The sequence below is a fragment of the Nocardioides luti genome (assembly GCF_014212315.1).
GTDB classification, from domain to species: domain Bacteria; phylum Actinomycetota; class Actinomycetes; order Propionibacteriales; family Nocardioidaceae; genus Nocardioides; species Nocardioides luti.
This window is the reverse complement of record NZ_JACKXE010000002.1, coordinates 35384-49938: the sequence shown is the minus strand read 5'-3', so window position 1 is coordinate 49938 and position 14555 is coordinate 35384. Positions and strand designations below refer to the sequence as shown.

Annotated in this window: 17 protein-coding genes; 13 read left to right on the top strand and 4 right to left on the bottom strand. The window is 73.8% G+C overall.

Going from position 1 to position 14555, the window contains the following annotated elements; all coding sequences use genetic code 11:
* The first annotated feature begins 99 nt into the window (after positions 1-99).
* The 10 genes from mihF to H5V45_RS19200 all read left to right on the top strand — a co-directional run bounded on the left by mihF (position 100) and on the right by H5V45_RS19200 (position 9503).
* Entirely contained in the window at positions 100-420 is a 321-nt protein-coding gene (gene mihF, locus H5V45_RS19245) for an integration host factor, actinobacterial type (protein ID WP_185254794.1), read from the top strand.
* The gene (gene gmk, locus H5V45_RS19240) at positions 413-1027 is read left to right on the top strand and encodes a guanylate kinase (RefSeq protein ID WP_343061653.1); all 615 of its coding nucleotides are present in this window, start codon (positions 413-415) and stop codon (positions 1025-1027) included. Before mihF ends, gmk begins: the two co-directional genes overlap by 8 nt.
* A gap of 9 nt (positions 1028-1036) precedes the next feature.
* Positions 1037-1369 carry a DNA-directed RNA polymerase subunit omega gene (gene rpoZ / locus H5V45_RS19235; RefSeq protein ID WP_185254793.1) on the top strand — a complete coding sequence of 111 codons (333 nt, stop codon included), beginning with the start codon at positions 1037-1039 and terminating at the stop codon, positions 1367-1369.
* A 24-nt stretch (positions 1370-1393) separates the two neighbouring features.
* Positions 1394-2653: a bifunctional phosphopantothenoylcysteine decarboxylase/phosphopantothenate--cysteine ligase CoaBC gene (gene coaBC, locus H5V45_RS19230; protein ID WP_185254792.1), complete on the top strand. Its 1260-nt coding sequence runs from the start codon at positions 1394-1396 to the stop codon at positions 2651-2653.
* Between the two features lie 83 nt (positions 2654-2736).
* The gene (metK, locus tag H5V45_RS19225) at positions 2737-3927 is read left to right on the top strand and encodes a methionine adenosyltransferase (protein ID WP_185254791.1); all 1191 of its coding nucleotides are present in this window, start codon (positions 2737-2739) and stop codon (positions 3925-3927) included.
* A gap of 173 nt (positions 3928-4100) precedes the next feature.
* On the top strand, positions 4101-6161 hold the full coding sequence (locus H5V45_RS19220) for a primosomal protein N' (RefSeq protein ID WP_343061652.1): 2061 nt from the start codon (positions 4101-4103) through the stop codon (positions 6159-6161).
* A gap of 51 nt (positions 6162-6212) precedes the next feature.
* Entirely contained in the window at positions 6213-6758 is a 546-nt protein-coding gene (gene def / locus H5V45_RS19215; RefSeq protein WP_185254790.1) for a peptide deformylase, read from the top strand.
* A 1-nt stretch (position 6759) separates the two neighbouring features.
* Entirely contained in the window at positions 6760-7686 is a 927-nt protein-coding gene (fmt, locus tag H5V45_RS19210; RefSeq protein ID WP_185254789.1) for a methionyl-tRNA formyltransferase, read from the top strand.
* 25 nt (positions 7687-7711) lie between these two features.
* Positions 7712-8116, top strand: coding sequence for an MmcQ/YjbR family DNA-binding protein (locus H5V45_RS19205; RefSeq protein ID WP_185254788.1), 405 nt, complete (start codon positions 7712-7714; stop codon positions 8114-8116).
* Positions 8109-9503, top strand: coding sequence for an RsmB/NOP family class I SAM-dependent RNA methyltransferase (locus H5V45_RS19200; protein ID WP_185254787.1), 1395 nt, complete (start codon positions 8109-8111; stop codon positions 9501-9503). The genes H5V45_RS19205 and H5V45_RS19200 overlap by 8 nt, the downstream gene beginning before the upstream one ends.
* Before the next feature lie 12 nt (positions 9504-9515).
* Here H5V45_RS19200 and H5V45_RS19195 read toward each other — a convergent pair whose 3' ends face one another.
* Together H5V45_RS19195 and H5V45_RS19190 are read right to left on the bottom strand one after the other, a co-directional pair.
* Positions 9516-10127 (bottom strand): hypothetical protein, encoded by a 612-nt coding sequence (locus H5V45_RS19195; protein WP_185254786.1) that lies wholly within the window; start codon positions 10125-10127, stop codon positions 9516-9518.
* A 49-nt stretch (positions 10128-10176) separates the two neighbouring features.
* Entirely contained in the window at positions 10177-10917 is a 741-nt protein-coding gene (locus H5V45_RS19190) for an AAA family ATPase (RefSeq protein ID WP_185254785.1), read from the bottom strand.
* Between the two features lie 59 nt (positions 10918-10976).
* Here H5V45_RS19190 and ligD point away from each other — a divergent pair, with 59 nt between their 5' ends.
* A complete protein-coding gene (gene ligD / locus H5V45_RS19185) occupies positions 10977-11945 on the top strand; it encodes a non-homologous end-joining DNA ligase (protein ID WP_185254784.1) in 969 nt (322 codons plus the stop codon).
* 11 nt (positions 11946-11956) lie between these two features.
* Here the strand turns inward: ligD and H5V45_RS19180 are convergent, their stop codons facing one another.
* Both H5V45_RS19180 and H5V45_RS19175 read right to left on the bottom strand, forming a co-directional pair.
* The gene (locus H5V45_RS19180) at positions 11957-12676 is read right to left on the bottom strand and encodes a CDP-alcohol phosphatidyltransferase family protein (protein ID WP_185254783.1); all 720 of its coding nucleotides are present in this window, start codon (positions 12674-12676) and stop codon (positions 11957-11959) included.
* Positions 12673-13305, bottom strand: a complete 633-nt coding sequence (locus H5V45_RS19175; RefSeq protein WP_185254782.1) for a phosphatidylserine decarboxylase — start codon at positions 13303-13305, stop codon at positions 12673-12675. The genes H5V45_RS19180 and H5V45_RS19175 overlap by 4 nt, the downstream gene beginning before the upstream one ends.
* 92 nt (positions 13306-13397) lie before the next feature.
* Between H5V45_RS19175 and rpe the strand changes: the two genes are divergently transcribed.
* Together rpe and H5V45_RS19165 are read left to right on the top strand one after the other, a co-directional pair.
* Positions 13398-14063 carry a ribulose-phosphate 3-epimerase gene (gene rpe, locus H5V45_RS19170; RefSeq protein WP_343061651.1) on the top strand — a complete coding sequence of 222 codons (666 nt, stop codon included), beginning with the start codon at positions 13398-13400 and terminating at the stop codon, positions 14061-14063.
* A gap of 21 nt (positions 14064-14084) precedes the next feature.
* The gene (locus tag H5V45_RS19165; protein ID WP_246416634.1) at positions 14085-14555 is read left to right on the top strand and encodes a maleylpyruvate isomerase N-terminal domain-containing protein; all 471 of its coding nucleotides are present in this window, start codon (positions 14085-14087) and stop codon (positions 14553-14555) included.

The following is a 14555-nucleotide window of genomic DNA, read 5'->3' as shown; positions in this document are numbered from 1 at the left end:
TGGCCGACAGGGCAATTGCTCGCTCGTCCCGCTTCTGACTAGATTGGCCCCTTCACCGGCCCCATCCGGTGATCGACCGCCGACCGAAGGACCCCGCTCGTGGCCCTGCCCCCGCTCACCCCCGAACAGCGCCAGGCGGCCCTGGACAAGGCCGCCGCCTCCCGTCGGGAACGGGCCGAGGTGAAGAACCGCCTCAAGAACTCCGGCGCCTCCATCGTCGACGTCCTGCACGAGGGCCAGCGCAACGAGGTCATCGGCAAGATGAAGGTCGTCGACCTGCTGCAGTCGCTGCCCGGGCTCGGCAAGGTCCGCGCCCGCCAGGTGATGGAGCGGCTCGGCATCGCCGAGAGCCGCCGGGTCCGCGGGCTCGGCACCAAGCAGGTCGCTGCGCTCGAGCGCGAGTTCGCCGGGCGTGACTGAGCCCGCCGCGGGCCGCTCGCGACTCGTCGTGCTCGCCGGGCCCACCGCGGTCGGCAAGGGCACGGTGGCGGCCCAGGTCCGCGCCACCCACCCCGAGGTCTGGATCTCGGTGTCCGCCACGACGCGCGCGCCGCGGCCGGGGGAGGAGAACGGCGTCCACTACTGGTTCGTCTCCGACGAGGAGTTCGACCGGATGATCGCCGAGGACGACCTGCTCGAGTGGGCCGTCGTCCACAAGGCCGCCCGCTACGGCACCCCGCGCCAGCCCGTCGACCTGGCCCTGGCGTCCGGCCGCCCCGCCATGCTGGAGATCGACCTGCAGGGCGCGCGGCAGGTCCGCGAGACCATGCCGCAGGCGCTGTTCGTCTTCCTCAAGCCCCCGTCGTGGGACGAGCTGGTGCGCCGGCTGGTCGGCCGGGGCACCGAGACGGAGGAGGAGCGGACCCGCCGCCTGGCCACCGCCGAGGAGGAGCTGGCCGCCGAGCCGGAGTTCGACGTCACCATCGTGAACCACGAAGTTCACGCTGCAGCCGACGAGTTGGTAGCCTTGATGGTGCACCCGTCCGTGCATCCCCACCAGGACGGTCCCACCATCAACAATCTGTGAGGCTCACGCGTGTCTTCGCCCAACATCGCCGCCGAGGGTGTCACCAACCCCTCGATCGACGACCTGCTCACCAAGACCGACAGCAAGTACAAGCTGGTCCTCTACAGCGCCAAGCGGGCGCGCCAGATCAACGCCTACTACTCGCAGCTCGGTGAGGGCCTGCTCGAGTACGTCGGCCCCCTCGTCGACACGCACGTGCAGGAGAAGCCCCTCTCGATCGCGCTCCGCGAGATCAACGAGGACCTCCTGACCTGCGAGGACGTCGACCCCGCCGAGCTCGCCGCCGAGGAGGCCGCGGCCAAGGCCGCCGCCGCCGACGCGTCGTCGCGCGGCACCGAGTGACCCACGTCTGACAGGCTGCTCTCCATGAGCACCAGCACCGCACCCGAGGCCGTGCCCCCCACCGGGGCGCGGCCCCGTGTGGTTCTCGGGGTCTCCGGCGGCATCGCGGCGTACAAGTCCTGCGAGCTGCTCCGCCGCTTCACCGAGTCCGGCCACGACGTCACCGTCGTCCCGACCGCCGCCGCCCTGAAGTTCGTCGGGGCACCCACGTGGTCGGCGCTGTCGGGCAAGCCGGTCGCCACCGACGTCTGGACCTCGGTCCACGAGGTGCCGCACGTGCGGATCGGCCAGTCGGCCGACCTCGTCGTGGTCGCCCCGGCGACCGCCGACCTGCTCGCGAAGGCCGCGCACGGCCTCGCCGACGACCTGCTCACCAGCACGCTCCTCACCGCCCGCTGCCCGGTGGTGTTCGCGCCCGCGATGCACACCGAGATGTGGGAGCACCCGGCCACGCAGGCGAACGTCGCCACGCTCCGCGCCCGGGGCGCCCTGGTCGTCGAGCCGGCCGAGGGCCGGCTGACCGGCGCCGACACCGGCAAGGGCCGGCTGCCGGAGCCGGCCGAGATCTTCGAGGTCTGCCTCGAGGTGCTCGCCCGCGGTGCCGTGGCCGGCCACGACCTCGCCGGGCGCCACGTCGTCGTCTCCGCGGGCGGCACCCGCGAGTACCTCGACCCCGTCCGCTTCCTCGGCAACCGCTCCTCGGGCCTGCAGGGCTACGCCCTGGCCCGCGCCGCCGTCGCGCGCGGCGCCGAGGTGACCCTGGTCAGCGCCAACGTGGCCCTGGCCGACCCCGCCGGCGTCAAGGTCGTCCGGGTGGAGACCACGGCCCAGCTCCGCGACGAGGTCGTCTCGGCCGCCGCGTCCGCCGACGCCGTCGTGATGGCGGCGGCGCCCGCCGACTTCCGCCCCACCGGCGTCAGCACGAGCAAGATCAAGAAGGCCGCCGACGGCTCGGCGCCCGCGATCGAGCTCGAGCAGAACCCCGACATCCTCCACGAGATCAGCACCCAGCGCGCCCGCGCCGGCCAGGTGGTCGTCGGCTTCGCGGCCGAGACCGGGGACGACACCGGGTCCGTGCTCGACCTGGCCCGCGCCAAGCTGGCCCGCAAGGGCTGCGACCTCCTCGTCGTCAACGACGTCAGCGGGGGAGCGGTCTTCGGGAGCCCGGACAACGAGGGCGTGATCCTCGGCGCCGACGGGGCCGCGACCGAGGTGCCCCGCGGCTCGAAGTCCGCCCTCGCGCACGTCATTTGGGACGAAGTTGCTGCGAGGCTGCAGGATTGAGACCGCGTTCCGCCATCCGGGACGCCGTATATCGTTTCCGCACCACCCGCAACGCCCGCCAACAACTGGGAGTGAGTAGCACTGTGCCTGGACGTCTCTTCACGTCGGAGTCCGTGACCGAGGGTCACCCGGACAAGATCGCCGACCAGATCAGCGACAGCGTCCTCGACGCGATGCTCGAGCAGGACCCGTACAGCCGGGTGGCGGTCGAGACGCTCCTGACCACCGGCCTGGTCGTCGTCGCGGGCGAGGTCACCACGACCGGCTACGTCGACATCAAGAAGGTCGTGCGCGAGCGGATCCTCGAGATCGGCTACGACTCCTCCCTCAAGGGCTTCGACGGCGACTCCTGCGGCGTGATGGTCGCGATCGGCGGCCAGTCCGGCGACATCGCCCAGGGCGTCGACACCGGCCACGAGAGCCGCACCGGCTCCGTGGACGCGATGGACAAGCAGGGTGCCGGCGACCAGGGCCTGATGTTCGGCTACGCCTGCGACGACACCGACGTGCTGATGCCGCTGCCGATCGTGATCGCCCAGCGCCTCGCCGAGCAGCTCACCGCGGTCCGCAAGGACGGCACGCTCGACTACCTGCGTCCCGACGGCAAGACCCAGGTCACCATCGAGTACGACGCCGAGAACACCCCCGTCCGCATCGACACCGTCGTCCTCTCCACGCAGCACTCCGAGGAGACCGAGCTCGACACGCTCGAGGCCGACATCAAGAAGCACGTCATCGACCCGGTGCTCGACACCTTCTCGCTGCCGTCCGAGGGCTACCGCCTGCTGGTCAACCCGACCGGGCGCTTCGTCGTCGGCGGCCCGATGGGCGACGCCGGCCTCACCGGCCGCAAGATCATCGTCGACACCTACGGCGGCATGGCCCGCCACGGTGGCGGTGCCTTCTCCGGCAAGGACCCGTCGAAGGTCGACCGCTCGGCCGCCTACGCCATGCGCTGGGTCGCCAAGAACGTCGTGGCCGCCGGCCTGGCCCGTCGCTGCGAGGCGCAGGTCGCCTACGCCATCGGCAAGGCCCAGCCGGTCGGCGTCTTCATCGAGACCTTCGGCACCGGCACCGTCCCCGACGAGCAGATCCAGCAGGCCGTGCTCGAGGTCTTCGACCTGCGTCCCGCCGCGATCATCCGCGACCTCGACCTGCTCCGGCCGATCTACGCCAAGACGGCCGCCTACGGCCACTTCGGCCGCGAGCTGCCGGAGTTCACCTGGGAGCGCACCGACCGCGCCGACGCGCTCAAGGCCGCCGTCGCCGGCTGATCGGTGGTCGAAGAGGTCGCTCAGTACCGGCCTCCCGGTGGTTGAGGAGGTTGCGCAGTACCGGCCTCCCGGTGGTTGAGGAGGTTGCGCAGCAGCGGCCTCCCGGTGGTTGAGGAGGTTGCGCAGCAACCGTCTCGAAACCACCGTCGGCGAGGGCTGGTAGACATCTGCCCGTGACCGCGCCGCCAGGACCCTCCGAGGAGCAGCCCGAGCTGCTGCCCGGGATGGTCCGGGCGACGGTCAGGGCGTCCCGGGCGAAGGCCCGCGCCACCCGCGCCACGAAGGCCGCCGAGCAGCAGACCACCGACGAGGACCCGGTCGCCCGGGTCCTCGTCGACGTCCCCCTCGCGCACCTCGACCGGCCCTTCGACTACTCCGTCCCGGCCGCGATGGGCGCCACCGCGGTCCCGGGTGCCCGGGTCAAGGTCCGCTTCGCCGGGCAGGACGTCGACGGGTACGTCGTCGAGCGGGCCGCCACGACCGACCACCAGGGCCGGCTGACGCACCTGCGCAGGGTCGTCAGCGCCGAGCCGGTGCTGAGCCCCGCCGTCGAGCGGCTCAGCGCGGAGATCGCCGCGCGCTACGCGGGCACGCGGTCCGACGTGCTGCGGCTGGCCGTGCCGCCCCGGCACGCCACCAGCGAGAAGGAGCCGTCGGCCCCGGCGCCCCCGCCCACGGCGTACGACCCCACGGCCGCGGCCGCGGCCTGGGGCGAGCACGAGCACGCCGAGGCGTTCCTGCACCACCTCGCCGGCGGGGGCAGCCCGCGCGCGGTCTGGGGGGTCGCCCCCGGCGCCGACTGGCCCACGCTGGTCGCCCACGCGGTGGCCGCGACGTACGCCTCCGGCCGCGGCGTCCTCGTCTGCGTGCCCGACGGCAAGGACGTCGCCCGCGTCGACGCGGCCCTGACCGCCGTCCTCGGCGAGGGGCACCACGTCACGCTGACCGCCGACGCCGGTCCGGCCCGCCGCTACCGCGACTTCCTGGCGGTCAGCCGGGGGGCCCGCAGGGTCGTGGTCGGCACCCGTGCCGCCGCCTTCGCGCCCGTGCACGACCTCGGGCTCGTGGTGATCTGGGACGACGGCGACGACCTGCACGCCGAGCCGCGCGCTCCGTACCCCCACACCAGGGAGACGCTGCTCCTGCGTGCCGAGCACGAGGACACGGCGGTGCTGCTCGGTGGCTTCGCCCGTACCGTCGAGGCGGAGTACCTCCTCCGCACCGGCTGGGCCCACGAGCTGAGCGTCGGTCGCGGCGTGCTGCGCGGGCGGGTCCGGGTCAGCGTCACCGGGGCCACCGACGTCGACCTCGAGCGCGACACGCACGCCCGGGCCTCGCGGGTGCCCCGGCAGGTGCACGCGGCCCTGCGGGAGGCCCTGGCCACGGGGCCGGTGCTGGTGCAGACCCCGCGCCTGGGCTACGCCACCTCGCTGGCCTGCGAGCGCTGCCGCACCCCGGCCCGCTGCACGACCTGCACCGGACCGCTGGCGATCCCGGCCCCGACGCAGTCGCCCGCCTGCCGTTGGTGCGGCACCCCCGACGAGGCCTGGGCCTGCTCCGCCTGCGGGCACCGCGGGCTGCGGGCGCCGGTGCTGGGCGACGCCCGCACCGCCGAGGAGCTGGGGCGCTCCTTCCCGAGCACCCGGGTGCGCACCTCCAGCGGCGACCGGGTGCTGACCGACGTGGACGACGCTCCCGCGATCGTGGTCGCGACGCCGGGCGCCGAGCCGGTCGCGGCCGGCGGGTACGCCGCCGTCGTGCTGCTCGACAGCTGGCTCACGCTCGGCCGGATCGACCTGCGGGCCGACGAGGAGGCGCTGCGCCGCTGGGCGAACGCCGTCGGCCTGGTCCGGCCCGGTGGGTCCGCGGTGGTCGTCGGCGACCCCGCCCACCCGGCCGTGCAGGCGCTGGTCCGCTGGGACATGGGCGGGTACGCCGCCCGCGAGACCCGCGAGCGCGTCGAGGCGCACCTGCCGCCCGCCAGCCGGCTCGCGACGGTGGTCGGCGACCCGGGGGCCGTCGACGACGCGCTGACGCTCCTGGTGGCACCGCCGTCCGCCGAGGTGCTCGGCCCGGTCGACGTCGGCGACGAGGGGGAGAACCGCGTCGTGATCCGGGTCCCGCGCAGCCACGGCGCGGAGCTGAGCGCCGCCCTCGGCGACCTCCAGCGGCTGCGCTCCAGCCGCAAGCTGGACGCCGTGCGCATCCAGGTCGATCCGCAGTCGATCGCGTGATCGTCCTTCCCTAGACTGGGGCTTCTGTCGTTTGCCTGCTCGAGGAGTTCCGTGCCCATCCAGCCGATCCGCCTCTTCGGCGACCCGGTCCTGCGCAAGCCGGCCGTCGAGGTCGTGGACTTCGACAAGGAGCTGCGCAAGCTCGTCGAGGACCTGACCGACACGATGCTGGCGGCCCCCGGTGCCGGCCTCGCGGCCCCGCAGATCGGGGTCGGCCTGCGGGTCTTCACGTGGCACGTCGACGGCGAGCTCGGCCACCTCGTCAACCCGAAGCTCGACCTCAGCGTCGAGTGCCAGGACGGTCCCGAGGGCTGCCTGTCGATCCCGGACCTGACGTTCGACACCCAGCGGGCGCTCCACGTCGTCGCCCGCGGCTTCGACCTGCACGGCGAGCCCGTGACCATCGAGGGCTCGGACTACCTCGCCCGCGCGATCCAGCACGAGACCGACCACCTGGACGGCATCCTCTTCGTGGACCGGCTCGACACCGAGGCCCGCAAGGCCGCGATGAAGGCGATCCGCGAGGCCGAGTGGTTCGGCCTCGACAAGCCCACCGTCAAGGTCTCCCCGCACGCCACCAACGGGCTGGGCTTCTGAGGTGCGGCTGGTCTTCGCCGGCACCCCCGAGGTCGCCGTCCCCGCGCTCGACGCGCTCGCCGACTCGCGCCACGAGCTCGTCGGCGTCGTCACCCGCCCCGACGCCCCGTCCGGCCGCGGCCGCAAGCTGGTCGCCAGCCCGGTCGGCCTGCGCGCCGAGGAGCTGGGCCTCCCCGTCCTGAAGCCGGCGCACCCGCGCGACCCGGACTTCCAGGAGGCGCTGCGCGCCCTGGCGCCCGACGCCTGCCCGGTCGTGGCGTACGGCGCCCTCCTCCCGCAGAGCGCCCTCGACATCCCGCCGCACGGCTGGATCAACCTGCACTTCTCGGTGCTGCCCAGCTGGCGCGGCGCGGCTCCCGTGCAGCACGCGATCTGGGCCGGCGACGAGGTCAGCGGCGCCACGACGTTCCGCATCGTCAAGGAGCTCGACGCCGGCCCGACCTTCGGCCTGATGACCGAGACGATCAGGCCGACCGACACCGCCGGCGACCTGCTCGGCCGGCTCGCCGAGGGCGGCGCCGGGCTGCTGGTCGCGACCCTCGACGGGATCGAGGACGGCGCGCTCGAGGCCCGTGAGCAGCCCCTCGACGGGGTCAGCCTCGCGCCGAAGATCCAGGTCGACGACGCCCGCGTCGTCTGGACCGAGCACGCGGTCGCCGTCGACCGGCGGATCCGTGCCTGCACGCCCGGTCCGGGGGCCTGGTCGACCCACGAGGGCGAGCGGATCAAGATCGGCCCGGTGCGCCACACCGACGTCACCCTCGAGCCCGGCCTGGTCGAGGTCGCGAAGAACTACGTCATCGTCGGCACCGGCTCGACCGCCGTCATGCTCGGCGACGTCAAGGCGTTCGGCAAGAAGCAGATGTCGGCCGCGGACTGGGCGCGTGGCGCACGGCTGGCCACCGGCACCCGTTTCGGGGACGTGTGACGTGCCGGGGACTACCGTTTCCACCATGACCCGCCGGGCCACGGTCGACGACCTCGACGCGATCTGCTCGTCGCTGCCCGAGGTGGAGCTCGGCACCTCGTGGGGCGACCGCCCGACGTACAAGGTCCGCGGCAAGGGCTTCCTGCTCTTCCGCGCCCCGCACGCGACGGCCGTCGACCCGGCGACGGGGGAGATGTACGACGACCTGGTGGTCATCACGACGCCGACGGCCGTCGAGAAGCAGGCGCTGGTCGACGACGAGCGGCTGCCGTTCTTCACGATCGACCACTTCCGCAGCTACAACGCGGTGCTCGTGCAGCAGTCGCGGCTGGGCGAGATCGACCGTGACGAGCTCGCCGAGGTCATCACGGACGCCTGGGCCGCCAAGGCGCCGAAGACGCTGGTGAAGAAGTTCTTCGCTGATGAGTGACCCCCGTCGTCGGGGGACGCGACAGGGAGGACGGCCGGCGGCCGCCCGACCCGCGTTCGACCCCGCCCGCGCCGCCGCGCTGGACGTCCTCAAGGCGGTCCGCGTCGACGACGCGTACACCAACCTCGTGCTGCCCGCAGTGCTCCGCCACCACGGGCTGTCGGGGCGCGACGCGGCCTTCGTCACCGAGCTGGCCTCGGGCACGATCCGGCGCCGCGGCACCTACGACGCGATCCTCGCCGCCTGCGTGGACCGCCCGCTGAGCAAGGTCGAGGCGAAGGTCCTCGACGCGCTCCGGCTCGGCACCCACCAGCTGCTGTCGATGCGGGTGCCCAGCCACGCCGCGATCAGCACCACCGTCGACCTGGTCCGCGCCAAGGTGAGCTCCGGTGCGGCCGGCTTCACCAACGCGGTGCTGCGCAAGGTGACCGCGCACGAGCTGGCCGAGTGGATCGGGCTGGTGTCACCGGACCCCCGCGTCGCCCCGGTCCGCTTCGCCTCGATCGCCTACAGCCACCCCCAGTGGATCGTCGAGGAGCTGCGCCAGGCCGTCGGCTGGACCGAGCTGCACGACCTGCTCGCGGCCGACAACGAGCCGCCCAAGGTCACCCTCGTGGCCCGTCCCGGTCGCGCCACGCGCGAGGAGCTGCCCGGCGAGCCGACCGCCTTCTCGCCGTACGGCGTGGTGCTGGACGGCGGCGACCCCGGTGAGCTCCCGGCCGTCCGCGACGGGCGCGCCGGCGTCCAGGACGAGGGCTCCCAGCTGGTCGCCATGGCGCTCGCCGCCGCCCCGCTCACCGGCCCCGACGCGACCTGGCTGGACCTGTGTGCCGGGCCCGGCGGCAAGGCCGCGCTGCTCGCCGCACTGGCCGACCAGCAGGGCGCGCGCCTGGTGGCCAACGAGCGCCAGCCGCACCGCTCGACCCTCGTCGCGCGCTCGCTGGCGGGTGCCCCCGGCGTGCTGGGGATCGTCACCTCGGACGGCACCCACCCGCCGTACGCCCACGGCTCCTTCGACCGCGTGCTCGTCGACGCACCCTGCACCGGCCTCGGCGCCCTGCGCCGCCGCCCGGAGTCACGCTGGCGGCGCAAGGCCGACGACGTGCTCACCCTGGTGCTCCTCCAGCGCAGCCTGGTCGGCTCGGCCCTCGACCTGACCCGCCCCGGCGGCGTCGTCGTCTACGCCACCTGCTCGCCCGTGGTCGCCGAGACCGGGGGAGTCGTGGACTCCGTCCTGCAGACCCGCTCGGACGTCGTCCTCGAGGACGCCACGGCCCTCTTCCCCGACATCCCCGGCTGCGCCGGGCCCGTCCCCGGCACCGTCCAGCTCTGGCCGCACCGCCACGGCACCGACGCGATGTTCGTCGCGCTGCTGCGCAAGGTCTGACGGCCCGGGCCGTCACCACCCACCCGGGAAGCGCGCGGAGCTGGCGATCGCCAGGAGCTCGAGGCCCAGGGCGACGGCGGCCGCGAGCAGCGCGGCGCGGCCGAGGTGGCGGGCAGGGGGGACCAGCAGCAGGACCAGCCCCACCAGGGCCGTGAGCGCGGGCAGCAGCAGGATCGGCGCGAGCGGCTCGGCGGTCCCGGCGACCAGCCCCAGCACGACACCGGCGGCGAGCGCGCGGCGGACCGGCACGGGGCGGTCGCCGCGGGCGAGCCCCACGATCGTCACGGCTCCGCCGGCGGCCAGCTGGTCGGGGGCCAGCACCCGGAGCAGCAGCGTGGCGCTGGCCGGGTCCGTCACGACCACGACGTCGCGGAAGCGGTCCTGCAGGGCGTGGCGCCGGACCAGCTCGTCGAGCCGGTGGCCCCGGTCGGTCGGGGGGAAGCGCACCGGTGCCAGCAGGACCTCCACGCGGGGCTCGACCCCGACACCGCTCACCACGCGCTTCGCCTCGGCCGTCGGGGCGGTGAGGACCACGGGGGCCCGCCCCACGCCTCGACGGACGTCCACGAGCTCGGTGTCGCTCGCCCCGGTGCTCACCACGTAGATGCGCTGGTGGCCGGACACGACCGCGACGATAGCGGGGTTCCCGACGGCAGCAGCGGCAGGACGCCGCCTACGGCTCGAGCAGGTGCCGCAGGTAGCGCCCCGGGGCGTCGAGGTAGGCCTTCCAGTGCTGCACCAGCTCCAGGTCGTTCCACGTCGTGCGCCGCAGCCCCCACTCGCCGACCTCGAGGATCGTGGCGCCCGGCATCGCGGCGAGCACGGGGGAGTGCGTCGCGCACAGCACCTGGCCGCCGTCCGCGACCACGCCGGCCAGCGTCGACATGAGCCCGAGCGTGGAGGAGAAGGACAGCGCCGCCTCGGGCTCGTCGAGGGCGTAGAACCCCGCGGAGTCGAAGCGGGTCGCCAGCACCGCCAGGAACGACTCCCCGTGGCTCATCTCGTGGAAGACCGGCTCGGGCGGACCGCGCCGAGGTCCGCCGGGGTTCTCCTCGAGGTAGCTGTAGTAGCCGTGCATCGTCTCGGCCCGCAGGAAGAAGCCCCACCGCCCGGCACCGAGCCCGCGCTGGAGCCGCAGCGCGTCGCCCAGGGGGGACTCCGACGCCCGCGTGCTGTGCCGGCTGCCGGTCGAGCCGCCCTCGGCGCCCAGGCCGTACGCCGTCGCCACCGCCTCGACCAGCGTGGACTTGCCGGAGCCGTTCTCGCCGACGAGGAAGGTGACGCCCGGGTCGAGGTCCAGCCCGTCGCGCACCAGCTGGGCGACGGCCGGGACCGTCAGCGGCCAGGCGCCGGGCTCGAGAGGTGACGCCGGGTCGTGGCTGACCCGCACCACGGGCGACTGGTCGAACCTCATGCGCGCACGCTACGTCGTGCCGCCGACACGGCACCCGGCGACGCCGTACCGTCGTCCTCGTGCCTGCCGCGAAGTCGCCGTCCGTCGAGATCGAGGTCGACGACAAGGTCGTCCGGGTCAGCAACCCCGACCGGGTCTACTTCCCGGAGTCGGGGGCCACGAAGCTCGACCTGGTGGAGTACTACCTCGCAGTGGGGCCCGGCATCGTCAACGCGCTGTTCGAGCGGCCGTGCATGCTGCACCGCTTCCCGAAGGGCCTCGCCGGGGACAAGGTGCACCAGAAGCGCGTCCCGCACGGTGCGCCGCCGTGGCTGGAGACCGTCCGGCTGCACTTCCCGCGCTGGAACCGCACCGCCGACGAGCTCTGCGTGACCGAGCTCGCGAGCGTCATCTGGGCGGTGCAGATGTCCACCGTCGAGTTCCACCCGTGGAACAGCCGCCGCGCGGACACCGAGAAGCCCGACGAGTGGCGCATCGACCTCGACCCCGGCCCCCTCTGCGACTTCGCCACCGTGCAGCGGGTCGCGGGCGTCGTCGAGGAGGTGCTCGACGAGCTCGGCGCCACCGGCTTCCCGAAGACCAGCGGCGGCTCGGGCCTGCACGTCTACGTGCGGATCCCGCCGGACCACGGCTTCCAGGACGTACGACGGGGGGCGCTCGCGTTCGCCCGCGAGATCGAGCGGCGGGCCCCCGCGGACGTCACGACGGCGTGGTGGCGCAAGGACCGCGACCCGCACCACCTGTTCGTCGACTACAACCAGAACGCCCGCGACCACACCATCGCGGCGGCGTACTCCGTCCGCGGCGTGCCCGACGCCCGCGTCTCCACGCCGATCCGGTGGGACGAGGTCGCGGACGTCGACCCCCACGACCTGACGATCTTCACCGTCCCGGAGCGGTTCGCCGCGCTCGGCGACCTGCACGCCGACATCGACGACCACGTCTTCGACCTCGCGCCGCTGCTGGCGTGGGCCGAGCGCGACGAGCGGGACGGCAAGGAGACCCCCGCCGAGCCCGACGAGGACTGACCCGCAGGCCCTCAGGTGGCGTGGCGGAAGTGCGGCCGCAGCCGCGGCATCAGCGGCATGACGAGTCCGACGAGCAGCAGCACGAAGACCGCGAAGATCCGCACGTCGTAGACGCCCAGGGTGCCGGCGAAGCCGAAGACCCAGCCCACCACGGCCATGCCGACGACCGGGCCGCGCTGGAGGGGGTAGGACAGCCGGCTGATCATCATCAGCCCGACCACGCCCATGCCCACGGCGATGACCGCGGTGTTGGCGGTCAGCAGGGCGAGCGACAGCAGCATCACGGCCGCGAGCGGCGATGGGAGCCCGGTGAAGCGGGTGTCGCCCTGCCGGCAGGACGAGAAGTCCGCGAGGCGGAGGAGCGCCCCGCAGACGTACAGCACGAAGCCGGCGAAGACCGCGACGTGCCCGGCCCGGCTGGCGCCGCTGATCGCGACCTCGGCGAGCAGGGCGGCGGGCGCGAGGCCGAAGGACAGGGCGTCGGCGAGCGAGTCGAGGACGGGGCCGAGCCGGCTGCCGCCGCTGCGGCGCGCGAAGCGGCCGTCGAGCACGTCGAAGATGGTGCCGACCATCAGCAGGATCACGACCAGGCGGACGCCGGAGTGGGTCAGCTCGTGCACCGGCCGGCCGGCGTACGACATCACCACGAGCACCGCGGCCGCACCGCAGGCGGCGTTGCCGAGCGTCATCACGTCGGCGGAGGAGGGGCGCTCGATGCCGAGGAGCCTCATGCGACCCCTGCCGAGCTGTCGACGGCGTGCGGGCCGTCGGGCACCGCGATCACGTCCTGGGCGCCGCGGGGCCGGTCGCCGACGGCGACGGTGGGCCGCAGGCCGCGGGGGAGCAGGAGGTCGACGCGCGAGCCGAAGCGGATCAGGCCGATCCGCTCGCCCCGGCGCACCCGGGTGCCGACGCCGACGTAGGGCACGATCCGGCGCGCGGCGGCCCCGGAGAACTGGACCATCTCGAGGTCGCCGTACTCCGTCTCCATGCGCCACTCGAGGCGCTCGTTGACGTGCGCGTTCGAGTCGAAGGCCATCCGGTGCTCACCCTCGAAGTGCTCCTGCGACACGATCGTGGCGTCGCAGGGCATCCGGCCGACGTGCACGTTGTAGAGCGCGAGGTAGGTCGAGACGAACCAGCGGCCGTCCTCGCGCTGCTCCACCTCGCGCACCAGCCCGTCGGCGGCGGCCAGCAGGCCCTCGCCCCGGGGGGTGCGGTCGGGATCGCGGAAGAAGGAGGTCACGGCGCCGGCGCCGAGCACGGCGAGCAGGCGCAGCACGCGGGGTCGGACGACCGCGGCGGGCACCCAGAACAGGGCGATCCACCACGGGGTTCCACGGGCCGGGAGTGCATTCATGACCGCCGAAGTGTGGCACAGCGAGGTGTCCTGCGAGGCATCCACGAGGCCTTCCCGGCATGTGGATCCCCCCACCTCTAGGATCGTTCCTCGTGGGTATCCAGATCACGCCGAGCATCCTGAACGCCGACTTCGCCGACCTCGGGGCGGAGGTGGCGCGCATCGGCAGCGCCGACATGGTGCACGTGGACGTCATGGACAACCACTTCGTCCCGAACCTCACCTTCGGGCCCACGATGGTCGAGGCGCTGGCCCGCTCCACGGACCTGCCGCTCGACGCGCACCTGATGATCGCGGACGCCGACCGGCACGCCGTGACGTACGTCGAGGCCGGCTGCGCGTCGGTGACCTTCCACGTCGAGGCGGCGGCCGCGCCGGTGCGGCTGGCCCGCGAGATCCGGGCGCACGGGGCGCGCGCCTCGATGGCGCTCAAGCCGGCGACGCCGATCGAGCCCTACGAGGACCTGCTCGGCGAGCTGGACATGCTGCTGCTGATGACCGTCGAGCCCGGCTTCGGCGGCCAGAAGTTCCTCGACCTCGTCCTCCCCAAGATCCGCCGGGCCCGGGCGATGATGGGCAAGCACGGCGTGGAGACCTGGCTCCAGGTCGACGGCGGCGTCTCGCTCGAGACCATCGAGCGCTGCGCCGAGGCCGGGGCGGACGTGTTCGTCGCCGGGTCGGCCGTCTACTCCGCCGAGGACCCCGACCGGATGGTCGCCGAGCTGCGCGCCGCGGCCGAGGCCGCCGTCGCGGGCTGAGGGGAGCCGACCGTGCCCAACATGCAGACCGTCTACGTCCGCGGTGCCGACCTGTTCCGCCAGGTCCTCAACGAGCTCCGCGCCGACGACCTCACGCGACCGGTCCCGTCCTGCCCGGGGTGGACGGTGTCCGACGTGGTCACCCACGTCCACGACAACCACGTCGTCGCCCTCGGTCCCGAGCGCTCGGACGTGGACGACGTGATGGCGGCGTACGCCCTGGCGATCCCCGACGCCCCCGACCTGGCTGCGAGCGCCGCCTTCGACACCGTCGACCTCACCCTGCACGCCTGGGACATCGCGCTGGCCTGCGGCGTCGAGCTGCGTCTCGGGGACGACCAGCTGGCCTTCCTCGAGGCGTTCGCCGCGGAGGCGGGGGACCGGCTCTACGTCGAGGAGGACGGCTTCGTGCGGCTCGAGGGTGAGCGGGCTGACCCGAGCGGCCTGGACCGCCAGGGGCTGGCCCTGCTGCCCTTCGGCCGCCGCCTGTGA